This is a genomic window from Microbacterium sp. A93 (assembly GCF_051842835.1).
This window is the reverse complement of record NZ_JBPXMT010000002.1, coordinates 548,544-572,317: the sequence shown is the minus strand read 5'-3', so window position 1 is coordinate 572,317 and position 23,774 is coordinate 548,544. Positions and strand designations below refer to the sequence as shown.

The following is a 23,774-nucleotide window of genomic DNA, read 5'->3' as shown; positions in this document are numbered from 1 at the left end:
CTCATCAAGGTGCGAGTGATGAAGGTGCGAGTGATGACAGGGACCCCGGGTCCGGACCGCTTCGGTGGCCGGCAGCCCGGGGTCTCGTCGCGTTCGGACCGTCGGGAGCGCGCCTTGAGGGCAGGCCTGGACGGCCCCTCCGCCCTGGTGAGATATACACAGGGTTCTCACAGGTGGTGTGGGGTTGATCCCCACCTTGGTTTCCTACGCTGGAAGCACCTCATCAAGGTGCGAGTGATGAAGGTGCGAGTGATGACAGGGACCCCGGGTCCGGCGTAATGCGATTCCCCTCCGCAGCCGGATACCCGGGGTCTCGCTCTGTCTGGTGAGAAGACCGGCAGGAGAATCGATGATGGAGGAGTCCATGAACTTCAAGGACCTGGCCCGCAAGGCCCAGACCTTCGCCACGAGTCCGCAGGGTCGGAAGCTGATCCGGCAGGCCACCGACGCCGTAGATCAGCGCCGCGACAACCGCCCATCGGGAACGGGCCGGCCGTCAGGAGTCGACCGTGTCCTGGACGCCGCGCGCCGATTCACGGACGGGCGCGGCGGCCACCACGGAGACCCCAACCTGGGCGAAGGGCCACAGCCTCCACGACGCTGAGCGGAGACGAGGGGCGCTGAGCTGAGACCGCGAGCGGAGACGAGGGACACTGAGCGGAGACGAGGGATGCGGCGGGCACCCGCCCTCCCGGGCACGAAGTGACCTCGCCCCGTCACAACGGTGGGGGTGGGGTCACTTTGCGCCCGGGGGAGGGGTGCTGGGGAAGGGTGCTCGGATGGAGCGGGGCCGGTCCTAGCGGGTCCTGGCGGGTCCTAGCGGTCCAGCGCCTGGCGCTTGGAGGAGATGACCCCCGTGTTGAAGCCGGCCAGATTGAGGCCGCCGTGGAAGCGGGCGTGCTCGATCTTGACGCAGCGGTCCATGACCATGTCCATGCCGGCCGACTCGGCCTGGCGTGCGGCGTCCTCGTTCCAGATGCCCAGCTGCAGCCACACGGTCTTCGCGCCGGCCGCACGGGCCTCCTCCACGACGCCGGGGGCATCGGATGCCTTGCGGAAGACCTCCACGATGTCCGGTTCCACGGGCAGGTCCGCGAGGGAGGCGTACACCCGGTGCCCGAGGATCTCGGTGCCTTTCTGGGCGAGGATCGGGTTGATGAAGTACAGCTCGAACGTCGTCGAGCTGTTCAGGTACGTGGCCACGAAGTAGCTCGCGCGGGCCGGCTTGTCCGAGGCGCCGACGATGGCGATGGACTTGGCCTCGCGCAGCAGGCGCAGCCGCTCGGGCGCGGACGGTCCGGTCCAGGTGCGGTCGGGCAATGCGGTGCTCACTTGCTCTCCTCCTCGGTGGCTGCGTTCACGGTGGCCTCCAGGGCCTGGTCCAGGTCCCAGAGGATGTCCTCCACGTCCTCGATGCCCACGGACAGCCGGATCAGGTCGTCCGGAATGCCGCCGGCCACCAGCTGTTCGGCGCTCAGTTGCTGGTGCGTGGTGGAGGCGGGATGCAGGACCAGGGTCTTGGCGTCGCCGATGTTGGCCAGGTGGCTCGCCAGCTGCAGGTTCGAGATGAAGGTGGCGCCGGCGTCGCGCCCTCCCCTCACCCCGAAGCTGAAGACGGACCCGACACCCAGCGGCAGCAGCTCCTTCGCCCGCGCGTGGTGCGGGTGCGAGGGCAGGCCGGCGAAGTTGACCCAGGAGACGCGCTCGTCCGCCTCCAGCCAGGCCGCCACGCGGTAGGCGTTGGCCAGGTGGGCGTCCATGCGCTGGGCCAGGGTCTCCAGCCCGAGCATCAGCTGCTGGGCGGAGGCCGGGGCCAGGGCGGGGCCGAAGTCGCGCAGCTGCTCGGAGCGCAGCTTGGTCAAAAAGCCGTACTCCCCGAAGTTGCCCCACCAGGAGACATCGCCGTAGGAGGCCACGGGTTCCGTCATGGACGGGAACCTGCCGTTGTCCCACGGGAAGAGACCGGACTCCACGACGACGCCGCCGAGGGTGGTGCCGTGACCGCCGAGGAACTTGGTGGCGGAGTGGATGATGATGTCCGCGCCGTGCTCGAAGGGGCGGATCAGGTACGGCGGGGTCAGGGTGGCGTCCACGACCAGGGGGACCCCGGCGGCGTGCGCCACGCGGGCCAGGCCGGGCAGGTCCACGATGTCCCCGGAGGGGTTCGCCACGATCTCCGTGTACACGGCCTTGGTGTTCGGCTGGATGGCGGCCTCGAAGTCGGCCGCCTCCATGGAGTCCACGAAGGTGGTCTCCACGCCGAAGCGGCGCAGCGAGACGTCCAGCTGGGTGATGGTGCCGCCGTAGAGCTTGGAGGAGGCCACGATGTGGTCCCCGGCGCCGGCCAGGGCGGCGAAGGTGATGAACTCCGCGGACATGCCGGAGGCCGTGGCCACCGCACCGATCCCGCCCTCCAGTGAGGCCATCCGCTCCTCGAAGGCGGCCACCGTGGGGTTGCCGATGCGCGAGTAGATGTTGCCGTACTTCTGCAGCGCGAACAGGTTCGCGGCGTCCTGGGCGGACTCGAAGACGTAGGAGGTGGTCTGGTGGATCGGCACGGCACGGGAGCCGTGCACGGCATCGGGGACGGCGCCGGCATGCAGCGCGCGGGTACGGAAGCCGAACTGGTGTTCTGCCACGTGGATCCTTCCGGCAGGGGTGTGGGCCCGGCGCACCACTGCGCCGCAGGTCCCGTTTGGATTCATTGTTCACGACGCCGGCCGGTTACGCGAAGCGTGTTGCCCCCGGCGACGTATGGCCAGCCCGCTGATCGGATCGGGCCGGTCGCCCTGCGGCCTGCCTACACCCGGCCGGGGCGGCGTCCCGGCGCGGGGAGACTGCGGCCAGCTACCCTCTGAGGCATGTCCTGTGCACCGATCCGCCTGTTGCTCCTGGCCGACACCCACATCCCGCGGCGGGCACGCGCGCTACCGGCGCAGGTCTGGCAGGCGGTGGAGGAGGCCGACGTCGTCTTCCATGCCGGGGACTGGCAGGTGCCGGAGCTGCTGGACGGGCTCCAGGCCCGGGCGCGGCACCTTGTCGGGGTGTGGGGCAACAACGACGGTGAGGAGTTGCGCCGGCGGCTGCCCGAGACGGCTCGGGTGGAGATCGGCGGCGTGCGGTTCGCCATGACCCACGAGACCGGAGCAGCCCGCGGGCGGGAGCAGCGGATGGCCGCTGCGTTCCCGGAGGACGATGTGCTCATCTTCGGTCACAGTCATATCCCCTGGGACTCGGTGGCTGGTGAAGAGACGGCGAATCTCGGCCTGCGGCTGCTGAATCCGGGTTCGCCTACGGACCGGCGCATGCAACCGGAGTGCACCCTGATGACAGCAACGGTGCGAGACGGGCGGTTGGTGGAGGTCCGGCTGGTTGCCGTGGATCGGACGCCCTGACCGCTCACGTCCCGCAGAAGGTGCGGTAGCGGCCGAAGTCCTCCGGAGGACCCTCCGCGTAGCGCTCGAGCCCCGGGCGCTCATCGAAGGGGGCGCTGACGGCCTCCAGCAACCGCTCCACCGGGCCCAGATCCTGCGCCGTCGCGGCCGCGAGGGCCTCTTCGACCAGGTGGTTGCGGGGGATGTAGACGGGGTTCGTCCGGTCCATGACCTCGGGGTCCGGGGAGAACGACTGCCAGCGCTCGGTCCAGGCGTCGAACGCCGGCCGGTCGGTGAACACGGCCCGGACCGGACCCAGGTCTCCGCGGGCTGCGTGGCCCAGCCGGCGGAAGAACTGCGTGTAGTCGATGTGGTCCTGCTGCAGTAGGGCGAGCAGGTCATCGATCAGCGGGCCGACGGCCTCATCGCCGGCCTCCGCCGGCAGACCCAGTTTGTGCCGCATGCCGGCCGAGAAGGCCGTGCCGTACTGCCGCGGGAACTCCCCGAGCGCCTCCGTGACGAGGGAGACCGCCTGGTCCTGGTCCTCGTGCAGCAGCGGCAGCAGGGCCTCGGCGAACCGGGCGAGGTTCCACTGCGCGATGGCCGGCTGGTTTCCGTAGGCGTAGCGCCCGCCGGAGTCGATGGAGCTGTAGACGGCGTTGCGGTCGAAGGCGTCCATGAACGCGCACGGTCCGTAGTCGATGGTCTCGCCCGAGATCGTCATGTTGTCCGTGTTCATCACCCCGTGGACGAAGCCCACGAGCAGCCACCGGGCCACGAGGTCGGCCTGCGCGGCCATGACCCGGCGGAACAGGGACAGATAGGGTTGCGCGTCCTGCGCGGCCTCCGGGTGGTGGATCCGGAGGGCGTGATCGGCCAGCCGCCGCAGGATGGCCGGATCGTCGAGGTTCCGGGCGTACTGGAAGCTGCCCACGCGCAGGTGGCTGGAGGCCACCCGCGCCAGGACCGCCCCCGGCAGCGGCCCCTCCTCGCGCAGGATGGTCCGGCCCGTGGCGACCACGGCCAGCGAGCGGGTGGTGGGGATGCCGAGCCCGTGCATCGCCTCGCTGACGATGTACTCCCGGAGCATGGGCCCGACGGCGGCCCGCCCGTCCCCGCCACGGGCGAAGGGGGTGCGTCCGGAGCCTTTGAGGTGGAGGTCCAGGTGGTGCCCGCCGGGACCGGTGAGGTCACCCAGCAGCAGGGCGCGGCCGTCCCCCAGCCGGGGCGAGTAGGCACCGAACTGGTGGCCGGCGTAGGCCTGGGCCACCGGCGCTGCCTGTTCGGGCGGCCTGGTGCCGGTCAGGAAGTCGATACCCTCTCGGTCCCGCAACCAGTCAGGGTCCAGGCCGAGGGCGGTCGCCAGGGGCTCGTTGAGCGCGAGTAGCCGGGGCTCGGGCGTCTGCTCGGCCTGCCAGGGGATGGATAGTTCCGGCAGGTCCGTGGCGAAGCGAGCCTGCAGGGAGATGGTCGGTTGCGGGGTTGGGCTCACGGTCTCCACCGTATCCGGGCGCCGCCGCGGGTGGCGAGGGGCCGGCGTCGTCATCCTGACCGCCGGGTCAGGAGCGCCCGCGGCGGCGGGCCAGCGCCACGGCCTCGTCGATCCCGTCCGTCCAGGGCCGGCCATGGCCCGTCAGGACCGTGCCGGCCCCGGTCTCGGCCAGGGCGTCCAGGCTGCGCAGGGCGAGGTCGCTGTCCGCGGTGGCGGCCCCGGCCACGATCTGCGGGCCCGTCTCCCCGGTATACGGGTCCAAGGTCACGAGGGCGTCGCCGGTCAGCAAGGCGTCCCTCTCGGGCAGGTGCAGCGCGCAGTGGCCATAGGTGTGGCCCGGGCTGGGGATCACGCGGGGCCGGCCTGGTACGGGCACCACGGTGGACCCGTCCAGCTCCGCGGAGAGTTGCACCCCCTTGACGGTCAGGGCCCCGGCGAAGAGCATCGAGGTCAGGATCGGAACGGCACGGGGGTGCCTCAGCGGATAGAGGGCCCGCGGGTTCTCGTGGGCATACCGGTAGGGGTGGGCGGCCAGTACGCGATCGCCCGGGTGGCCGTACACCGGTAGTCCCAGGTGCCGGACCAGTCGCCGGGCGACGCCCACGTGATCGAAGTGCGCGTGGGTCAGCACCAGGGCCTTCAGGTCCTCGGGGCGCCGGCCCAGGGCGCGGATCGCCTGGCCCAACTCCGTCCACACGCCCGGCAGGCCGGCGTCCACCAGGGTCAGGCCCTCCTCGTCCTCCAGGAGATAGCAGTTGACGTTGGCATGTTCGATCAGGTGCACTCCGGGGGCGGCATCGCGGATGAACATGGTTCCTCCTGGTCTGGTGTCCGTGTCCGGGCCCCACCGTAGGCCTGTGGCCCGGGGGGCGGGGAAGGGCCGGTCGTCCGCCTTCCCGGATACCGGCTGTGTTGCTAGTCTCCGTAATGCGCGTTTTCCCGTCCACGGATCCGCGCTGACTTCTTGCAGGGGACCACGCGCCAGGGATGCACCCGTGACGCCGTATCCGTGCGAGGAGATTCCCGTGAAATTGCCGCTGACCCGAGGGCCGGTCACCTACTCACTGTGGGCCGACCTGCTGGCCTATCCGGCCGACGTCCAGCTGACCACCACCGCCGAGTCCGTGCGGCGCGCGCTGACGGCCTCGGAGGACATCCTGTACGACGAAGACCTGCAGCTGGCCCTGTTCTGCCTGTACGAACTGCACTACTCCGGCGTCAACGGCGTGGACGAGCGGTGGGAGTGGGACCCGGCCCTGCTGCAGGTCCGGCACCGGATCGAGTCCGCCTTCGAGGCCCGACTGCGCCGCGGGGCTGAGGAGATGTACGGGCCGATGCAGGAGCTGCCGAGGTCCGCACAGCAGATGGCCGGCCGTCTGTCCGAGATATCCGCCGGCCACCACGGCCCCTCGGTGGCCGACTTCATCGACCGGCAGGCCAGCCTCGAGCAGGTCCGGGAGGCCCTCGTCCACCAGTCCGTGAACCGACTCCGGGAGGCAGACCCGCACACCTGGGCCATCCCCCGGCTGAACGGCCGCGCCAAGGCCGCCCTGGTGGAGATCCAGATGGACGAGTACGCGGGCGGGAAACCGGGCCGGATGCACTCCGAGCTGTTCGCCGCCGCGATGGACGGGCTGGACCTGGAGACCGGATTCGGCGCCTACCTGGACCGGGTGCCCGCCCTCTCGCTGGCGGCGGTGAACATGATGTCCCTGTTCGGACTGCACCGACGCCTGCGGGGGGCCGTCGCCGGCCACCTAGCCTTCCACGGGACGGCTCCCTCGAGGCCCAGTGCCTCCTACGTCCGCGGCCTCCGCCGGCTCGGATTCAGCGCCCCGGTCACCGGGTACTTCGACGAGCACGTCACGGCGGCCGCGGTGCACGAGCAGATCGCCGGATGTGACCTGGCTGGGGGATTGGTCGAGCAGGACCCCTCCCTGGCCGACGACGTCTGGTTCGGTGCGGCCAGCGCCGGCCTGGTCGACCAGCTCCTGGGGCGGTGGCAACTGGAGGCCTGGCACGCCGGGCGAAGTTCCCTCCGCAAACCCCTGCCTCCTGCATCCACGCCCCGCAGGGACCAGGTGGCCTCCGCCGACCAGGTCGGCTTGCCGGCCTGACGCACCTTCGCGGCCGGCCCCGCTCACTTCACGCCCTGGGGATTATCCCAGGGCGAAGCCCAGCGCCAGCGGCCCGCCGACGAACACGAGGAGGAACACCACGACGGCGGTCCGGCCGGCCCGGTTGCCGACGTTGATCGTGGTCCCGATGCCGTACCCCTCCCGCTTGGGGACCATGATCAGCGGCTCGTCCGGGTTGTTGTAGATGCCGCCGGGGAGCCAGAGCCTGTCCTCGGCCAGTTCTTCGGCGGTGGCTGTGACGCCGTGCTCGGTGGCCTGGGCGTCCGCCCAGTGGTTCCACCGGTGGTAGGGCACGAAGATCATCACGAAGACCAGCACGAGGTAGAGGGCCATGGGCCACCGGAAGGACACGTCCTGCGGGGTGGCCCACCCCTGGACACCGAGAAAGCCGACGAACAGCACGGTCAGCAGGGAGATCCAGCCCAGTACGGAGATGGTCGCCCGTTCGGCGCCCTCCAGCCGGTACTGCCTCCAGGCGGACGGGTCCCGGGGAGGGTTCATCAGGGCGGGGATGATCAGCGCCAGGACAGCCATCATCGCGGCGGTGCCGGCGGAGATCAGCTGGGGCATGAAGACGGAGCCGAAGGACTTCTCCTCCCAGGCGTCCGGTTTCCCGCCGGCACCCCAATGCGTGGGGATGGTCTGAGGGAGGTCGTCATAGATCCGGGCACCCCACACGGCCAGGGCCGCCACGGCGAGCAGCGTCAGCAGGAATGGCGCCCACGCCGCCGCCCTGCCGTGGCGGAGTCCCGGCGGGCTGTTGTTCTCGTGGTCAGTCACCTCCCGATCCTAGTCAGGCCGGGAGGCGGCCCGTGTCCCGCCGTCAGCGTCCGTCCGCCGCCGGGACCAGCGCCTCCGGCAGCCGGGACACCGGCATGACCACCACGTCCTCGACGGTCCACGCGACGGCCCGGCAGGTCTCGACGATCTCCTCGGTCTGTTCCACGCTGAGCAGGCTGGCGTCAGGCACCACGAACATCTCCACGTGGAGCATCCGGCCCAGGTCCCGCACCCGGCAGGCCGCCTCGCGGACCCACGGCAGGGCCTCGACGGCGTCCGTCATGGTGCTGATGACCGGGCTCGGCTTCGCGTTGTCATGGGTCGTGGCGCGGCGGTCCATCAAGTCCAGGGTGGCGGACCGGAGATTCTGGATCCCGTCCTTGGTGATCCCCACGGAGATGACCAGGGCGGCCGCAGCATCGAACCACCACAGCCCGAAGCCGATCCCGGCCACGCCGACCACCGAGGCGACATTGGTCTGCCAATCGGCCTTGTTCATCTTGGCGTCGGAGTACAGCAGCTTGTCGTTGAGGACGGGAGCCAGCTTGAGCTTGGCGTGGCCGAGCAGCACCGGCGGCACGGCGATCGCGGCCATGACGCCCATCATGAGCCACCCCAGCCAGATGGTGTTCCCGAAAAGGTACACCGTGCCCACCACCGGGTGCTCCGCGGACAGGAGACCGCTGACGGCCTCGAAGGCCAGGGAGCCACCGACCACGGTCAGGGCCACCGAGGACACCAGGTGGCCCACGCCGGCGGCGCGGTGGTTGCCGAAGGGCCGGGCTGGTCCGGGGCGGGTGCGCCGGATGATGAGCAAGGACACGAGGAACGCGATCTGCGGGATCGTGGAGAGCATGTCCTCGATCCACGCCGTCTTCATGGATTGGGACCCGCCCAGCACGAAGGCCACCAGGGTCAGGGTGAAGGCGGTGTATCCGAGGCTGAGTCATTCCAGCCGTACGGCCCGACGCATCGCCTGCTGCTGTTCCCGGGGAAGCTTCATGGGTACATCCTGCACCCGTGGATCACGCCCGAACATGGCAGGGGCGCGGAACCGTGGAGGTTCCGCGCACCTGCCGCGTCACGTGGCGGGTGGAGCGTCAGGTGGTGGCGAAGCGCCCGGTGGTCGGGAACCGCTCCCAGACCCGGTGTGCGGGCATCAGCGCCAGCAGCTGCTGCACCGCGTCCTGGCCGCCGGAGCCGCCCACGACGCCGGCCCCCTCCAGATATCCGGTCGAGCGCAGGACCTCCTCGCCCGCACCGAAGGAGCCGATCGCCTTGGCCTGCCGCCAGACCTCGCTGAGGAGCAACTCGACCCGCGGGTCGACCGTCCCGGTCCCGGCGGCAACGCCGACCTTGCTGTCCAGGCCGTTCGCCGCATCCGGGGCAGGCGGTGTGGCCGAGGCGACCAGGACGGCGTCGAACTCGATGGACCGCGCCGTGAGGTAGGTGCGTTGGGCCATCAGGTCCTTGCCCAGCAGCCGCGTGGCCGCCTCACCCCCCGAGGGCGCGATGACGAGTGGCACGAGACCGGCCTTACCCACCGCCGCGACGGCGGCGGCCACCTCACCGGTGTCCACCTCCGGCCCCACGAGGATGCCCACCTGCCGCCCATCCAGCGGCCAGGTCCGGCCGACCTGGGACAGGGCGGGCGAGGCGACGACGTCGGCGGGACCCTCGGAGGGTTTCGGAGCGGGGAGGCCCAGGCCCGCGGCCACGGTCTGGCACAGGACCGGGTCGATATTGGCCAGGGCCCGCAGCTGCCGTTCACGGACCGCCTGCTCGTAGCACTTGCCGAGCTCGAAGGTGTAGGCCTGCGCCGTGTGCTCCTTCTCCACCTCGGACAGCGACTGGAAGAACAGGCGCGCCTGGCTGAAGTGGTCGTCGAAGGAGGCGGGCAGGGCCCGTTCCTTGACCGAGGCCGCCACCGGGGCGGGATGGTCGATGAACGGCCGGTCGCCGTCGGGCGTCTCGAAGGGGTTGCCCCCGTCCAGCGAATTCGGCCGGTACGGGGCGACGCCACGGTGCACCGCGCTCTGGTGCATGCCGTCCCGCAACATGTCATTGACCTCGGCGTGCGGGCGGTTGATGGGCAGCTGGTTCCAGTTCGGCCCGCCCAGGCGCGTGATCTGGGTGTCCAGGTAGGAGAAGAGCCGACCCTGCAGCAACGGGTCGTTGGTGACGTCGATGCCCGGGACGAGGTTGTTCGGGTTGAAGGCCACCTGCTCGGTCTCGGCGAAGAAGTTGGAGGTGTTCCGGTCCAGGGTCATCAGACCGATGGGCTCGACGGGCACCAGTTCCTCCGGCACCATCTTGGTGGGGTCGAGCAGATCGATCCCGGCGAACATCTGGTCCTCGGTGTCCTCGAAGACCTGCACGCCCAGTTCCCACTGCGGGAAGGCGCCCGCCTCGATCGCATCCGCCAGGTCCCGGCGGTGGAAGTCCGGATCGGCGCCACTGATGATCTGCGCCTCCTCCCACGTGACGGAATGGACGCCCAGCTTCGGCTTCCAATGGAACTTCACCAGGACGGTGGAACCGTCCTCGGCGATCAGCCGGAACGTGTGGATGCCGAAGCCCTCCATCATCCGGAACGAGCGGGGGATGCCCCGGTCCGACATGTTCCAGATGGTGTGGTGCTGGGCCTCGGTGTGCAGGGACACGAAGTCCCAGAAGGTGTCATGCGCCGACTGTGCCTGGGGGATCTCCCGGTCCGGGTGCGGTTTCACGGCGTGCACCACGTCCGGGAACTTGAGGGCGTCCTGGATGAAGAACACCGGCATGTTGTTGCCCACCAGGTCCCAGGTGCCCTCGTCCGTGTAGAACTTCGTGGCGAAACCACGGGTGTCCCGGGCGAGGTCCGTGGAACCGCGGGAGCCGACCACGGTGGAGAAGCGGACGAAGACCTCGGTCTCCTGGTCCTTGCCGAACAGACCGGCCCGGCTGATCCTCGACGCCGTGCCGTAGCCGCGGAAGGTGCCGTGCGCACCGGAACCACGGGCATGCACCACGCGCTCGGGGATCCGCTCGTGGTCGAAGTGGCTGATCTTCTCCCGGAAGTGGTGGTCCTGCATGAGCAGGGGCCCGCGGGGACCGGCGCGCAGCGCATGGTCGGAGTCCTTCAGCCGGGCTCCGTGGGCGGTGGTCAGGAACTTCCCGCCCTGGGCCACCTGCCCCTGCGGGGTGCCGGTCTCCTGGCCGGTGGGCGAGACGGTGGCCGGTCCGGACTGGTCCGGCTTGGGCGGCAGGGGATCCGCCGGGGTGGTCGGCTCCTCGAGGGAGGGCGGTACAGGGCCGGGGGAGCCGGGGATGCGGGGCCGGTCGGTGGCCATGGGTCAACCTTTCTCCGAAGGGACGGAACCCCGCCACCGTAGTCACGACCCCTGGGGCCATGGCCAGTGCTCGCCTCCTGCGAGTCTGCCGTGCGCCTAGGCGGGTTGGGGGATGCCGCGGGCCGCGAGGGCCGCGAAAGGCCCGGACCCGGCCAGCAGCTCGGCCGGGGCGCCGCGCTCGACGATCCGGCCGGCGTCGAGCACCAGGACCTGGTCCGCCGCGGTGACGGTGGAGAGGCGGTGGGCGATCATCAGGGTGGTGCGCCCGGCGGAGAGACGGTCCAGGGCGGCCTGCACGCGGGCCTCGGTGGTGTTGTCCAGGGCGGAGGTGGCCTCGTCCAGCACGAGCACCGGCGGATCGCGCAGGATGGTCCGGGCGATGGCCAGGCGCTGCTGCTCGCCACCGGAGAAGCGGTGGCCGCGGGCACCGACCACGGTGTCGAGTCCTGCCGGCAGGGCGGCGATGGTCGCTTCGAGGGAGGCGGCGTGCAGGACCTCCCACAGGCGCTCGTCCGTGGCGTCCGGGTCCGCCAGCAGCAGGTTCTCCCGCACGGTGGCGTGGATCAGGTAGGTCTCCTGGGAGACCACCCCGACGACGGCCGCGAGGTCTTCGGGCGCGAAGTCGCGCACGTCGGTGCCGTCGATGCTCACGCCGCCGGCGGTGGCGTCGTAGAGGCGGGGCAGCAGGGCGGCGAGGGTGGACTTCCCGGAGCCGGTGGGCCCCACGATCGCGGTGGTGGTGCCGGCCGGGACCACCAGGTCGATGCCGTCCAGCACCCGGGGTGCGGGGCCGCCGTCGTGCAGGGTGTTGTCTGCCCCGTAGGAGAACGAGACGCCCTCGAGGCGGACCTCGCCGCGCACCCGCGCCGGATCGATCACGGCGGGCACGGCCGGGGGCTTGAGGGCCGGATCCAGGTCCAGATACTCGAAGATGCGGGAGAAGAAGGCCAGGGCGGTGACCCACTGGACGCCGATGTTCAGCAGGCCCATCACGGGGCGGAACACGGTGCCCTGCAGCGCGGTGAAGGCCACCAGGGTGCCGATGGTCATGCCCCCGGAGGTCGCGGGCAGGCCGGCGGCCAGGTAGATCACCGCGGGGATGGCGGCGAAGACCACCTGCATGGTGGCCATCCGCCAGCGACCGGCCAGCTGGGAGCGCATCTCCAGGTCCACGAGGGCGCCGGAACGCGTGGAGAACCGTTCGGCGTCCCGTGCGGTGGTGCCCAGGGTCTTGGCCAGGCGCACCCCCGAGACGGAGAGGCCCTCCTCCACCTGGGTGTGCAGGGCGGCGAGGGTCTGCTGGCGTTCGTCCGTGACCTTGCGGCGGATCAGCGCCACGCGGCGCGTGAGCCAGATGGCCGGCGGCAGCACCACCAGCGAGATGAGGGAGAGCTGAGGGGACAGGGCCACCATGGCGGCCGCGGTGGCCACCGTGGTGGTCAGGTTCGTGGCCACGCCGGTGGCGGTGGAGGTGACCACGGACTGCATGCCCGCGATGTCGTTCATGAGGCGGGACTGGACCTCGCCGCCGCGGGTCTTGGTGAAGAACGCCAGTGGCTGGGACTGCAGGTGGGTGAACAGCTGCACGCGCAGGGTGTGCATGACCTGTTGGCCCATCTTCGTGGCCCGCCAGGTCTGGACCACGCCGATCGCCGCCGTGATGGCGGCGACGGCGACCATCGCGCCGGTCAGCCAGGCGAGGAGGGGCAGGTCCTGGTGGGGCAGGGCGTCGTCGATCACGCCCTTCACGAGGAAGGGCTGGGCGAGGTTGACCACCGAGGAGACGGAGATCAACAGCACCACGACGGCGATGCTCACCTTGTGCGGTGCGAAGAGGGCCGCGATGCGGCGCAGGGAGACGGGGTGGCGCTTCAGCTGGGCCTGGTCGGCCGGGTTCTTCTGGGCGGCGCGGTGGCCGCGGGCCGGCTCGCCGGATGGCCCGCCGGACGGGACGTGGGGAGTGGGGATGCTCATGGGTCCTCCCTTCAGGAGACATAGGGAGGTTACCTCACTAAGAGGTTGCAGGTCAATATTCGCGTAGGATGAGGGCATGACTGCTGGTGGCCCCCCGGCCGAGACACCCGACCTCGGCGACCTCATGCACGCCGCGTTCCGCCGGCTCCGCCACCGGTGGAGCCACCAGCTCGCGCCCTTCGAGCTCACGCCGTACCAGTTCCGGGCCCTGGGGACCGTGGGCGGCGGGGGGCGCGGCCACTCCCATGACGAGCACGAGCGGGCGGCGGAGGAGGGGCTGAGGCTGAAGGACATCGCCGAGCGCCTGCGGATCGCGCCCCGTTCGGCCACCGAGGTCATCGACCAGTTGGAGGTCAAAGGCCTGGTGGCGCGCAGTCCCGATCCTTCGGACCGCCGGGCCACGCGCATCAAGCTGACGCCGGCAGGTCTCGCGCTCCGGGATGAGGTCCGTGAGGCCCGACGCCGGGAGGCCGGGGACTACTTCTCCGCCCTCTCCCAGCGGGACCGGGCCGAGCTGGCCCGGTTGCTGGGTGAGTTGGTGCGGGGGCAGGACTGAGGAAGCTGGAATAGAGGGGCGGGCCTTCTGGGTTGAGGGCAGTGGACACCCGTATGCAGACCCCCGACACCCCAGGAGACCCATGGCCACCGTAGACATCACCGTAGACACCTTCGGCAGCACCGTTGCCGAGAACGACACCGTGCTCGTGGACTTCTGGGCCGCCTGGTGCGGGCCGTGCCGCCAGTTCGCGCCCGTGTTCGAGGCGGCCTCGGCGAAGCATGATGATGTGGTGTTCGCCAAGGTGGACACCGAGGCCGAGCAGCAGCTGGCCTCGATGGCCGGCATCACCTCCATCCCCACGCTGATGGCCTTCCGTGGCGGCGTGCTGGTCTTCTCCCAGGCCGGCGCCCTGCCCGGCAACGCCCTCGAGGACCTGCTGACGCAGGTCAAGGGACTGGACGTCGACGAGGTCCGGCGCATGGCGGAGGAGCAGGCCGCGCAGGCGGCGCCGGAGGGTGGCCAGCAGGGCGGCCAGCCCGCGGAGCCGTCGGTGGACGAGGCGGTCGAGTCCGCGGCCGACCAGCTGAACGCCCTGCACGGGCGGTGACCCGCACCCCGGACTCCGCGGTGAGTGGTCACTTGCCGTGCGGTTCGCCGGGCGGATCGCCACGGGATCTGACCACTCACGGGGTCTGACCACTCACGGGATCTCACCACCCACCGCAGTGAGGTGCATCACTGCAATTTTGCAGTTGCGCAATAAGTGCAGTCGTGCAACAATATTCGCATGCCCCCCACAGATACCCCTGTCTCGACGTCTCTTCGCGAGCGCAAGAAGACCGAGACGTGGCACGCGATCCACGATGCCGCGGCCGAGTTGGCCCTCGACGAGGACACGAAGCACGTCACCGTGGAGGCCATCGCCAGCGAGGCCGGGATCTCCCAGCGGACGTTCTTCAATTACTTCCCCACCAAGGAGGACGCCATCCTCGGCGTCCGGACCCCCACGGCCCCGGAACTGCCGGAGGGATTCCTCGCCATGGACGGCCTGATCCAGCGAACCACCGAGCTGCTGTTGACGGTGGGCCGCAGCACCTATGCCGAGGGTGACGCGGACCGCCGGTCCCGGCTCTTCGAGAAGTTCCCACACCTGCTGCTGCGCCGCCGGGAAATGATGATCGAGGGCGAGGACCTCGTCTACCAGGCCATCGCCACCGCCATGACCGATCATCCGGATTGGTCGGAGGGGCTCAACGGGCACAGCGTCGAGAGCGCCGCCCGCATGCTCACCATGGCCGCCGGGGTGCCGCTGCGTTATCTCGTCGTCAGCGGCGGCATGCCGGGGGTCCGGCTGGAATCCGGATCCCTCACCACCGCACTTGACCTCTACCAGGACCTCTACAGGAAGCTTTCATGACCACCACCTCTCAGGACGCACACCAGGGGTCCGCGTCCGCCCCCGCCTCGAGTATCCCGAAGGGGACGCTCCTCCCGCTGTTCATCGGCCTGATGCTGGCCATGCTGCTGGCCTCACTGAACCAGACCGTCTTCGCCACGGCCCTGCCCACCATCGTGGGCGAGCTCAACGGCGTCAGCAGCATGGTCTGGGTCATCACCGCCTTCATCCTGGCCACCACCATCGCCATGCCGATCTACGGCAAGCTCGGTGACCAGATCGGGCGCAAGCCGCTGCTGATCTTCGCCATCTCGGTGTTCATGATCGGATCCGTGGTCGGCGGTCTCTCGCCTGACATGGGCACACTCATCTTCGCCCGGGTCATCCAGGGCCTCGGCGGCGGCGGGCTGATGATCCTGTCCCAGGCCGCCATCGCCGATGTGGTCCCGGCGCGTGAGCGTGGCAAGTACATGGGTGTCATGGGCGGCGTCTTCGCCCTGTCCTCCGTGGTCGGCCCGCTACTCGGCGGCTGGTTCACGGATGGTCCCGGCTGGCGCTGGGCCTTCTGGATCAACCTGCCCATCGGGGTGTTGGCCCTGCTGGCGGCGATCTTCCTGCTCAAGCTGCCCCGCCACCACCAGGGGCGTCCGACCCTGGACTGGGGCGGCATGACCCTCATCGCCGTGGCCACCACGTCCATGGTGCTTGTGACCACCTGGGGCGGCGGCACCTACGCGTGGACCGACCCGATCATCCTGGGTCTGATCGGCCTGTTCGTGCTGGCCGCCGTGGCCTTCGTACTGGTGGAACGGCGCACCGCCGAGCCGCTGATCCCGATGACGCTCTTCAAGGAGCGCAACTTCGTGCTCACCACCATCGCCGGGCTGTGCATCGGCGTGGCCATGTTCGGTGCCCTGGGCTACATGCCCACCTACCTGCAGATGTCCTTCGGCCTGGACGCCACGGTGGCCGGGCTCGCCATGATCCCCATGATGGGGGCCATGCTGATCACCTCCATCACCTCCGGCGCACTGGTCTCCAAGTACGGCCGGTACAAGTGGTACCCGGTGGCCGGTGCCCTGTTCATCGGCGGCTCCATGGTCCTGCTGTCCCTGATGGATCCGCACCAGCCGTTGTGGGTGGCCTGCACCTACCTGGGCCTGCTCGGCGTGGGTCTGGGCCTGTCCATGCAGAACCTCGTGCTGATCGTGCAGAACACCTTCCCGATCACCATGGTCGGCACCGCCACCGCCTCGAACAACTACTTCCGTCAGATCGGTGCCACCCTCGGCTCCTCGCTGGTCGGCAGTCTGTTCGCCTCGCGGCTGGTGAACCTGATGTCCGAGCGCCTGCCCGCCTCCGGCGCGGGACAGATGGGCAGTGCGGAGTCGCTGACTCCGGCCGCCGTGTCCGGACTGCCGGCTCCGTTGCACGACGTGGTGATCACCGCCTACTCCGATGCGCTGACCCCGATCTTCCTGTGGATCGCCCCGCTGGGCCTGATCGCCGCCGTGCTGTTGATGTTCGTGTACGAGAAGCCACTGGCCACCCGGATCGAGCGCTCGTTGGAGGCCGAACCCCTGGCCACGGGCAGCCTCTCGATCGTCTCCGAGCAACCGCGCCGGATGACGGTGCACAGCGAGCAGCCCGGGTCCAGTGATGCGGGGCTGGATTCCGAACGCGCCCCCGCGGAGGCGCAGGCCCGGACCCGCTGACCTTCCCACCCTGCAACTGGCGGTCGATGGGTGACCCCGATCCGGGAGAATCCCGACTCTGAGGTCACCCATCGACCGCTCGTTTTCGGGCATGGGTAGCATCTGCTGTCATGAGCAGTGAATCCGTCAGGCCCGTGGTGGCTGTGATCGGGGCGGGGACCATCGGGTTGTCCTGGGCGCGGCTGTTCGCCTCCCACGGCCACCCGGTGCGCATCTTCGACCCCCGCCCGGACCTGGACCGTGTGGTGCAGGACTTCGCCGCCGAGCACCGGGACCTGGCCGCCCTCATCACGCGCGCGGAGTCCGTGGTGGACGCCGTCCGAGGGGCCGGCTTCGTGCAGGAGAGCACCCCCGAGACCCTCGAGGTCAAGCGGCCGCTGATGGCTGAGCTCGCCACCGCCGTGCCACCGGACGCCGTCGTGCTGTCCTCCTCCTCGACCCTGCCCGCGAGCCGGATGGTAGAAGGCCTCCCGGACCAGATGGCCGCCCGGCTGCTGATCGGCCACCCCTTCAACCCGCCCCACCTGATGCCACTCGTGGAGGTCGTCCCCGGGGAGCGGACCGCGCCGGAATCCGTGGACCGCGCCCTCACTTTCTACCGTTCCCTGGGCCGGGAGCCCGTGGTGCTGCACCGCGAGGCCACGGGCTTCGTGGGCAACCGCCTGCAGAACGCCGTGCTGCGGGAAGCCGTCCACCTGGTGCAGTCCGGGGTGGTCAGCCCCGCAGACCTGGACACCCTGGTGACCAACTCGCTTGGACTACGCTGGGCGGCCGTCGGCCCCTTCGAAGGCATGCACCTCGGTGGGGGGCCGTCCGGTTTTCGCGGCTTCATGGAGCACATCGGCCCCTCCTTCGCCGCGATCGACCTCCACGAGCCGGACCTCTCGGCCGAGGGCATGGAGCCCGTCTTCCAGCAGGTCGAGGAAGCCTACGGTCCCCACGGATCAGCAGCATCGGCCGAGCGCCGGGACCGCATCCAAGCCGACATCCTCGAACGGCGCCCTCCCCGGTCCAACTAGCGGTCGATGGGTGACCCAGATTCGCGAATTTCCTGCGATTCGAGTCATCCGTCGACCTCCAGATGCAAGCGGGGTGGGACAACTCGTCAGTGGCCGTGGCGGCGGTGATAGGCCCGCCGCAGTGCGTAGGCCAGCACCGCCACCAGCCCGCCCACCGCGGCGGTGACGCCGAACAGTACGGCCCAGTGGCCTGCGCTCGCCACGGGTCCGGCCACCAGGGCGCCCACCGAGCTGCCGGCGAAGAGCGCGGCGGCGAAGAGGGACACGGCCGTGCCGCGCAGCTGCGGCAAGACCACGGTGGCCCAGGACTGCAGTGCGGTGTGCATCAGCGCCCACGTCCAACCCAGCCCCGCGGCGGCGAACACCACGGTGCCGATCGTGACCTGCTGCGCGACGGCGGCGTAGCCGGCCACCATGCCCAACCCGCCGAGTGCGATCAGCCGGTGGGCGGGCCAGCGCCGCGCCAAGGGCTTCACGAGCCGGCTCGCCACCAGGGTGGCCGCACCGTAGGCGGCCACGGACAGGCCTGCGGTGGCCGCATCCAAGCCCTGGTCCTGCAGGGCGGGGGCCAGCAGGGTGAGCAGGCCCAGGACCACGGCGCCCTCCACGAACGCCAGCGCGATGATCGCGAGCATCCACCCGTGGGACAGGGTCCGGGCGAGGGAGACCCACAGCCCGCGGCCGGCGGCGCGCTCGGGTTCGGCCAGGGGGCGCAGGGCCACCAGGCAGGCTGCGGCCAGGAGCACCGGCAGGGCGAACATCACCCGCCAGCCCAGCGTGCTGCCCACCACGCCGGCCACCGCCGTGGCCAGCGCGGTCCCCACGGCGGTGGCGGCCATGTTGTCTGCCAGCGCGGACTGACGGTGGTGGCCCGGGACGGTGTCGCCGATGAAGGTGATGGCCGTGGGGATGACGCCGCCGAAGAACATGCCGGTCAGCCCGCGCAACAGGATGAGCGTCCCCAGCCCCGGGGCCAGCGCGGAGGCCGCGCCCGCTAGCCCAGCCCCCACGAGGGCCAGTCGCATGACCCGCAGCCGCCCGTAGCGGTCCGAGAGCATGCCCCACACGGGCTGCGTGAAGCCGTAGGCCAGGAAGTACACGCCGGCCACGGCCACGCTCTGGGCCAGGGACACCCCGAGGTCCACGGCCAGGAACACCAGCAGCGGGCTGACGGCGAAGCGGTCGACGCTCGAGGTGAAGGAGGCCAATCCGATGGCGAACGGCGCGCGGGAGGGGCCGGGGCCGGCGTCGTCGGTCTGCTGTGCTCCCTGGTGTGCTGTGCTCACAACAGGCCAAGCTACGCCACGCAATCCCCGCATCCCACAGAACACGAGAGCGCTACCTGTCGATGACACCGGGGTGTCTCGACAGGTAGCGCTCTCGTGATGGGGAGGGAGGGGGTCAGTCCAGCATGAACACGTCCAGGATCTCCGGGACCGCGGCCGGGTCCTTGGTGTCCAGGATGAACGACGTCACCGAGCCGGCCTGGGTGTCCAGGTTGGTGAAGATGCTGTAGTCGTTCGAGGCCACGAACGGGGCCTCGGCGGAGGGATCCACCAAGGACATGAACGGCCGCTCGGACGGGGCGATCGGTTCCAGACCGCCCGGGCTGCCCTGCTCCACGTAGTTCTCCGCGTTCCAGGGTGCGCCCGGGACCGGGCGGGAATCGCCGGAGAGCTCATGGAAGGCGCCGTAGGAGTTGCCCACGTTGGAGGTCTCCAGGTAGTTCACGCCGTGCTCGGACTCGAAGCGGTTCCACAGGTGGGAGTGGCCGTTGAAGACCAAGTCCACGGCGGTGCCCTCGGCGTCGATCAGCGGGGTGAGGTCGGTGAGGAGCTTGTTGTTCCTCTCCTCGTACTCGTAGCGGATGCCGGTGACGTTGCCCTCGGCGTCCTTCTCCTCGATCCTGGTGGGCTCGGCGAAGTGCGGGGCCACGTTGTCACCCAGGCCCTGCGGGCCTTCGTGCATCATGACCACCACGTTCTCGGCGCCGGTGGTGGCGTCCGAGGAGAGCTCGGCCTGCAGCCAGTTGTACTGGTCCGAGTCCACGGCCAGGCTCTCGAAGGGGAAGGAGCCGTGGCCCTGGGCCATCGGGTCGTCCAGGTTCTGGCGCGCCTCCTGGTACCGGGTGTTCGCCTGGCGGGCGGCCGGGTCCTCGTTGTTGATGTCGGAGCGCCAGATGCGGGTCGAGTACAGGGAGATCAGGCGGGTGTTGCCCACCGTGGCGGCGTAGTACTGCTCGCCGCCGGACTCGGACTCGGGCAGGGTGAAGAGCTCCTCGTAGGTGGTGGTGGAGAAGGAGTTGTCCTCGATCCACTGTTCCTTGGCCTGCTCGTCACCGGACGGGTTGACCTCGGCGGCGACCTTCTCGTACTCGGCCTCGGCCACCTCGCGGGGCACCGGGGCGTTGAAGGACGCGTTCAGGGAGTCCATGCCGTCCACCCGGCCCTGGACCTCGTGGTTGCCGATGACCGTGTAGAGCGGGGCGTACTGCAGGATCTCCCCGCCGCCATAGGTCTGCCCGTTCGGGGCCTCGAAGCCGGCGTTGCCCTGCAGGCCGCGGAAGAAGGCCAGGCCGTTCTCGGAGTCGAACCACTCGGAGGCGCGGTCCGGCACGTTGGCCAGGTCGCCGGCCATGAACACGGCGTCGATGTCACCGATGACCGTCTCGGCCCACTGGAGGTTGGCCGGGGTGTTGTCCTTGGCCTGGTGGTCCGAGGTCAGCAGGATGTTGGCGTCCTCGTCCGCCGACTTGGCGTCCTCCAGGGCGAAGGTGTCCGAGAGTACGGGGGTGCCCTCGAAGACGGACACCACGCGGTAGTCCACCTCGCCGGAATCCTCGAGACCGGTCACGGTGGCCTCGTGGCGGAAGATGTCACGGGCGACGATCCCGTCCTCCTCGGCCGGGGCGTCGGAGAGCACGGAGGCGGCGTCCTCGGCGGTGCGGGACATCTGCGCCGACTCGGCCAGGGTCACGGTGAACTGGACGTTCTGCGCCTCGGACTGGAACACGCCGCTGGTGGAGGCCTCGGCCTTCTTCACGGCGGGGGCCAGGTCCTCGGCCGTCAGATCGTAGACCTCCCCGGTGACCACGTAGTGGCGCTGGCCCTCCAACTCGGTGAACCAGGCGACGTTGGTCTGGCCGGCCTGCGGGTCCTGCAGGAACGGGTCGGTCAGCAGCACGGGCTCGCCGGCCGGCATCTCAGGTGCGGGGGCCTCCGGGACGCCCGGTCCCTCGGGTTCCTCTTCGGTGAGGACCTCGTCCATGCGGTTCATCAGCGCGGCGACCTCGCCGCGGGTGATGGTGTCCTTGGCCTTGAAGGTGCCGTCCTGGTAACCGATGGAGATGCCCTCGGAGGCGAGCCAGACGATGGCATCGTGGTGGGTGTTGGACTCGGGGACGTCCGGGAAGGACGCGTCCGTCTCGCCGGTGCTGCCGGTCTCCGGATCGATGGCGCGGTAGAGGAAGGAGGCGAACTCGCCGCGCTCCACGGAGCGGGTCGGCTGGAACGTGCCGTCCTGGTAACCGGTGGTGACCTCCTCGGCCGCACCCCACTCGATGGCCTCGAAGTGGGTGGAATGCGCCGGGACGTCCGGGAAGGTGGCCTCGCCCGCGGTGAACTCGGGGCCCAGGTAGCGGTACACGAACGCCATGGACTCGCCGCGGTCGATGTCCGCGTTCTTGCGGTAGGTGTGGTCCGCGTAGCCCGTGGTGATGCCGGAGCACTGCATCCAGCGGACGTAGTCGAAGAACTGCGAGCCGGGCTGGTTGTCCGCGAAGTCCTCCGCGGTGCACTCGGCCGGCGCGGGGGCGGAGGAGTGCTCTTCGGTGGGGGTGGCGGTGGCCGGGGTGGCCAGGAAGCCGATGGTCATGAGTCCGGCCAGGGCGGCCGCGGGAAGCTTGCGCTGCATGTGGGGCTCCGATGTCAGGCCTCGGTGCCCGGCCATGCGAAGGCCGGGCGCGAGTGATGAGGCGATGGGCTCGGCGGGGTTCTCCCACCGTGTCCCCGCCAGTCCATCGTCTGCCGTCAACGCCCCGGGGGGTGTTGGGTGAACTCCGTGCCAAGAGCGGGGGACATCGCCGGAAAGGCCGGGGTACGACGCCGGCCGGCAGCTTCGCGATCGGCGGCAGTTGACGCTGTCCTTCAGCCAGGCTTCAGGCCGGGCGGCCGCGGGTCTGTGCCGCGTAGTCGCGGGTGATCGCCGCGGCGGCGTTCTGCAGCAGGGCCACATAGGGACGGATGGGGACGGCGTCGTTCGGGACGATGATGGACAGGGCCCCGAGCACATCGTCCTGATGGCCTCGGAGCGGGACGGCGATGCCGCGGGCGGCGGCATGGATGAACCCGTCATTGCTCACGTACCCGGCACGGCGGATCTCGCCGAGCCGTTGCCGGATCTCGTCCGGATCGGTCATCGTCAGGGGCGTGTAGTGGCGGACCCCGGCGGTGATCGCGGCATCCTGCTCCGCCTCCGGCAGCCAGGCCAGCTGGACCAGCCCGGAGGAGGAGGCCAGCGCAGGCAGGCGCTGGCCGATCACGGAGTAGTTCACCACGGCGTCCGGTGCGGTGAGCCGTTCGATGAACAGGACGTCGTGGCCCACCAGGATCCCGATCTGGGCGTGCTGGCGCACGGCGTGGTGGACCTTCTGCAGGTGGGGCAGCGCCGCGGCCCGCAGGCCGGCCGCCCCGGGGGAGCGGGCCGACCACTCCCAGATCCGGGCCCCGATCCGGTACGTCCGGTCCGGCGACCGTTCGACCAGACCGAGCGCGGACAGCTCGCCGAGCAGGCGGTGGGTGGTGGAGACGGGACTGCCGGCGCGGGCCGCCAACTCCGTGGCCGTGAGGTACACGGAGCCGGAGTCGAAGGCGTCCAACAGGTCCACGGCCCGGGACAGAGAGGACCGGCCGGCCGAGGTTCGGGCCATGTGAATCCCTTTCAGAGAGAAGATGCGCGTGGAACCAGTGTGGCACGACCCATAGTGGTCCATGTCACCCTCGACCCCTAGGAGCACCTGATGACGCCTCGCCTGACCTCCGCTCGCAGGCCCCCTGCCCACCGCCGGCGCACCCTGGCCTCGGCCGGGCTGCTCTCGATCGCGGCCCTGGCCCTGACCGCCTGTGGCTCCGGTTCGCCCAGTAGTACCGGCAGTGGATCCGAGGACGCCTCCACCTCGGCACAGGTCGCCTCCGGGGAGCTGCACGAGGTCAGCATCGGGTACTTCCCCCTGGTGCACACCTCGACCATCGTCAACGCCGACGAGGCTGGCTATCTGGAGGAGTCGGGCATCGACGCCGAGCTGGTCCAGACCCAGGGCGGTGCGGCCGCCATCCCCGCGCTGGCCTCCGGGAACGTGGACGTCACCTACGCGAACTACACCTCGGCGTTGCTGGCGGCACAGCAGGGGCTGCCGATCGTGCTGATCGCGGGCAACGACGTCGGCGCGGACGACCACGGGATCTACGTGGACCCCGCCTCCGGGATCGAGGGGATCGCGGACCTGAGGGGCAAGAGCTTCGCGGTGAACAACCTGCAGAACATCGGCACCGTTGCCCTGTACGCCCAGCTGGAGGAGGCCGGCCTCTCGCCGCAGGACGTGGAGGTGCTGGAGATGCCGTACCCGGATATGGCCGCGGCCGTGCAGAACGGCAACGTCGACGCCATCTGGCAGGTGGAGCCCTTCCAGGCCGTCTCGGAGGCGGCTGGGCTCGTGAAGATCGGCAACCTCTTCGCGGGGCCGGCCGCGGACATGCCCGTCGCCGGGTGGATCACCACCCGGGACTACGCCGAGGCGAACCCCGAGGTCATCACCGGGCTACGCGAGTCCCTGAGCCGGTCCATCGAGGACCTGGACGGCAACCGTGAGGCCTTCGCCGCCCTGGTGCCCGAGTTCACCACCGTCACCGCGGAGGTGGTGCAGGAGATCGACCTGCCCGTCTTCGCCGCCCAGGTGGACGTGGCCAAGGTCCAGGAGGGCGCCGACCTGATGCTCGAGTACAAGCTGATCGACGAGGCCCTGGACGTCCAGGGCGCCACCTACACGGACTGATTGGAG

Annotated in this window: 20 protein-coding genes; 9 read left to right on the top strand and 11 right to left on the bottom strand. The window is 70.1% G+C overall.

The annotated features are described in order from the left end of the window. Window positions 1–349 precede the first annotated feature (349 nt). Entirely contained in the window at window positions 350–604 is a 255-nt protein-coding gene (locus ACSU1G_RS06910) for a hypothetical protein (RefSeq protein ID WP_439279181.1), read from the top strand. Between the two features lie 212 nt (window positions 605–816). On the opposite strand, the gene ACSU1G_RS06905 is transcribed toward ACSU1G_RS06910, so the two are convergent. Then, on the bottom strand, window positions 817–1,332 hold the full coding sequence (locus tag ACSU1G_RS06905) for a CoA-binding protein (RefSeq protein WP_439279180.1): 516 nt from the start codon (window positions 1,330–1,332) through the stop codon (window positions 817–819). Then, window positions 1,329–2,639 (bottom strand): O-acetylhomoserine aminocarboxypropyltransferase/cysteine synthase family protein, encoded by a 1,311-nt coding sequence (locus ACSU1G_RS06900; protein ID WP_439279179.1) that lies wholly within the window; start codon window positions 2,637–2,639, stop codon window positions 1,329–1,331. Before ACSU1G_RS06900 ends, ACSU1G_RS06905 begins: the two co-directional genes overlap by 4 nt. 222 nt (window positions 2,640–2,861) lie before the next feature. Here ACSU1G_RS06900 and ACSU1G_RS06895 point away from each other — a divergent pair, with 222 nt between their 5' ends. Then, entirely contained in the window at window positions 2,862–3,395 is a 534-nt protein-coding gene (locus tag ACSU1G_RS06895; RefSeq protein WP_439279178.1) for a metallophosphoesterase family protein, read from the top strand. Window positions 3,396–3,399: 4 nt separating this feature from the next. On the opposite strand, the gene ACSU1G_RS06890 is transcribed toward ACSU1G_RS06895, so the two are convergent. Next, window positions 3,400–4,866 (bottom strand): protein adenylyltransferase SelO, encoded by a 1,467-nt coding sequence (locus ACSU1G_RS06890; protein WP_439279177.1) that lies wholly within the window; start codon window positions 4,864–4,866, stop codon window positions 3,400–3,402. Between the two features lie 67 nt (window positions 4,867–4,933). Beyond that, window positions 4,934–5,677: an MBL fold metallo-hydrolase gene (locus ACSU1G_RS06885; protein ID WP_439279176.1), complete on the bottom strand. Its 744-nt coding sequence runs from the start codon at window positions 5,675–5,677 to the stop codon at window positions 4,934–4,936. A 214-nt stretch (window positions 5,678–5,891) separates the two neighbouring features. Here ACSU1G_RS06885 and ACSU1G_RS06880 point away from each other — a divergent pair, with 214 nt between their 5' ends. Next, the gene (locus ACSU1G_RS06880) at window positions 5,892–6,983 is read left to right on the top strand and encodes an iron-containing redox enzyme family protein (protein WP_439279175.1); all 1,092 of its coding nucleotides are present in this window, start codon (window positions 5,892–5,894) and stop codon (window positions 6,981–6,983) included. 42 nt (window positions 6,984–7,025) lie between these two features. Here ACSU1G_RS06880 and ACSU1G_RS06875 read toward each other — a convergent pair whose 3' ends face one another. The 4 genes from ACSU1G_RS06875 to ACSU1G_RS06860 form a co-directional block, all read right to left on the bottom strand. Further along, window positions 7,026–7,784 carry a DUF1648 domain-containing protein gene (locus ACSU1G_RS06875; protein WP_439279174.1) on the bottom strand — a complete coding sequence of 253 codons (759 nt, stop codon included), beginning with the start codon at window positions 7,782–7,784 and terminating at the stop codon, window positions 7,026–7,028. 43 nt (window positions 7,785–7,827) lie between these two features. Continuing rightward, window positions 7,828–8,697: a cation diffusion facilitator family transporter gene (locus ACSU1G_RS06870; protein WP_439279411.1), complete on the bottom strand. Its 870-nt coding sequence runs from the start codon at window positions 8,695–8,697 to the stop codon at window positions 7,828–7,830. A 187-nt stretch (window positions 8,698–8,884) separates the two neighbouring features. Further along, entirely contained in the window at window positions 8,885–11,116 is a 2,232-nt protein-coding gene (locus tag ACSU1G_RS06865; RefSeq protein WP_439279173.1) for a catalase, read from the bottom strand. A 96-nt stretch (window positions 11,117–11,212) separates the two neighbouring features. Beyond that, the gene (locus ACSU1G_RS06860; protein ID WP_439279172.1) at window positions 11,213–13,090 is read right to left on the bottom strand and encodes an ABC transporter ATP-binding protein; all 1,878 of its coding nucleotides are present in this window, start codon (window positions 13,088–13,090) and stop codon (window positions 11,213–11,215) included. A 76-nt stretch (window positions 13,091–13,166) separates the two neighbouring features. On the opposite strand from ACSU1G_RS06860, the gene ACSU1G_RS06855 reads away from it, so the two are divergent. From ACSU1G_RS06855 to ACSU1G_RS06835, 5 genes are all read left to right on the top strand, one after another. Then, window positions 13,167–13,646: a MarR family winged helix-turn-helix transcriptional regulator gene (locus tag ACSU1G_RS06855; RefSeq protein ID WP_439279171.1), complete on the top strand. Its 480-nt coding sequence runs from the start codon at window positions 13,167–13,169 to the stop codon at window positions 13,644–13,646. 82 nt (window positions 13,647–13,728) lie between these two features. Beyond that, window positions 13,729–14,196, top strand: coding sequence for a thioredoxin (gene trxA / locus ACSU1G_RS06850; RefSeq protein ID WP_439279170.1), 468 nt, complete (start codon window positions 13,729–13,731; stop codon window positions 14,194–14,196). Window positions 14,197–14,376: 180 nt separating this feature from the next. After that, a complete protein-coding gene (locus ACSU1G_RS06845) occupies window positions 14,377–15,006 on the top strand; it encodes a TetR/AcrR family transcriptional regulator (protein WP_439279169.1) in 630 nt (209 codons plus the stop codon). After that, a complete protein-coding gene (locus ACSU1G_RS06840; RefSeq protein WP_439279168.1) occupies window positions 15,003–16,700 on the top strand; it encodes an MDR family MFS transporter in 1,698 nt (565 codons plus the stop codon). Before ACSU1G_RS06845 ends, ACSU1G_RS06840 begins: the two co-directional genes overlap by 4 nt. Before the next feature lie 110 nt (window positions 16,701–16,810). Further along, the gene (locus ACSU1G_RS06835; protein ID WP_439279167.1) at window positions 16,811–17,719 is read left to right on the top strand and encodes a 3-hydroxyacyl-CoA dehydrogenase NAD-binding domain-containing protein; all 909 of its coding nucleotides are present in this window, start codon (window positions 16,811–16,813) and stop codon (window positions 17,717–17,719) included. An 86-nt stretch (window positions 17,720–17,805) separates the two neighbouring features. Here the strand turns inward: ACSU1G_RS06835 and ACSU1G_RS06830 are convergent, their stop codons facing one another. The 3 genes from ACSU1G_RS06830 to ACSU1G_RS06820 form a co-directional block, all read right to left on the bottom strand. After that, window positions 17,806–19,005 (bottom strand): MFS transporter, encoded by a 1,200-nt coding sequence (locus ACSU1G_RS06830; RefSeq protein ID WP_439279166.1) that lies wholly within the window; start codon window positions 19,003–19,005, stop codon window positions 17,806–17,808. Window positions 19,006–19,120: 115 nt separating this feature from the next. Next, window positions 19,121–21,631 (bottom strand): S-layer homology domain-containing protein, encoded by a 2,511-nt coding sequence (locus ACSU1G_RS06825; protein WP_439279165.1) that lies wholly within the window; start codon window positions 21,629–21,631, stop codon window positions 19,121–19,123. Between the two features lie 244 nt (window positions 21,632–21,875). Continuing rightward, window positions 21,876–22,646, bottom strand: a complete 771-nt coding sequence (locus ACSU1G_RS06820) for an IclR family transcriptional regulator (protein ID WP_439279164.1) — start codon at window positions 22,644–22,646, stop codon at window positions 21,876–21,878. A gap of 90 nt (window positions 22,647–22,736) precedes the next feature. On the opposite strand from ACSU1G_RS06820, the gene ACSU1G_RS06815 reads away from it, so the two are divergent. Further along, window positions 22,737–23,768, top strand: coding sequence for an ABC transporter substrate-binding protein (locus ACSU1G_RS06815; RefSeq protein WP_439279163.1), 1,032 nt, complete (start codon window positions 22,737–22,739; stop codon window positions 23,766–23,768). Window positions 23,769–23,774: the final 6 nt, after the last annotated feature.

Excerpts from the sequence above, each read along its gene's own strand:
- ACSU1G_RS06840 (WP_439279168.1), top strand. The coding sequence starts at position 15,003 with ATGACCACCACCTCTCAGGACGCACACCAGGGGTCCGCGTCCGCCCCC.
- ACSU1G_RS06885 (WP_439279176.1), bottom strand. The coding sequence starts at position 5,677 with ATGTTCATCCGCGATGCCGCCCCCGGAGTGCACCTGATCGAACATGCC.
- ACSU1G_RS06845 (WP_439279169.1), top strand. The coding sequence starts at position 14,377 with ATGCCCCCCACAGATACCCCTGTCTCGACGTCTCTTCGCGAGCGCAAG.
- ACSU1G_RS06835 (WP_439279167.1), top strand. The coding sequence starts at position 16,811 with ATGAGCAGTGAATCCGTCAGGCCCGTGGTGGCTGTGATCGGGGCGGGG.
- ACSU1G_RS06860 (WP_439279172.1), bottom strand. The coding sequence starts at position 13,090 with ATGAGCATCCCCACTCCCCACGTCCCGTCCGGCGGGCCATCCGGCGAG.
- ACSU1G_RS06825 (WP_439279165.1), bottom strand. The coding sequence starts at position 21,631 with ATGCAGCGCAAGCTTCCCGCGGCCGCCCTGGCCGGACTCATGACCATC.
- trxA (WP_439279170.1), top strand. The coding sequence starts at position 13,729 with ATGGCCACCGTAGACATCACCGTAGACACCTTCGGCAGCACCGTTGCC.
- ACSU1G_RS06895 (WP_439279178.1), top strand. The coding sequence starts at position 2,862 with ATGTCCTGTGCACCGATCCGCCTGTTGCTCCTGGCCGACACCCACATC.
- ACSU1G_RS06815 (WP_439279163.1), top strand. The coding sequence starts at position 22,737 with ATGACGCCTCGCCTGACCTCCGCTCGCAGGCCCCCTGCCCACCGCCGG.
- ACSU1G_RS06820 (WP_439279164.1), bottom strand. The coding sequence starts at position 22,646 with ATGGCCCGAACCTCGGCCGGCCGGTCCTCTCTGTCCCGGGCCGTGGAC.
- ACSU1G_RS06910 (WP_439279181.1), top strand. The coding sequence starts at position 350 with ATGATGGAGGAGTCCATGAACTTCAAGGACCTGGCCCGCAAGGCCCAG.
- ACSU1G_RS06865 (WP_439279173.1), bottom strand. The coding sequence starts at position 11,116 with ATGGCCACCGACCGGCCCCGCATCCCCGGCTCCCCCGGCCCTGTACCG.
- ACSU1G_RS06855 (WP_439279171.1), top strand. The coding sequence starts at position 13,167 with ATGACTGCTGGTGGCCCCCCGGCCGAGACACCCGACCTCGGCGACCTC.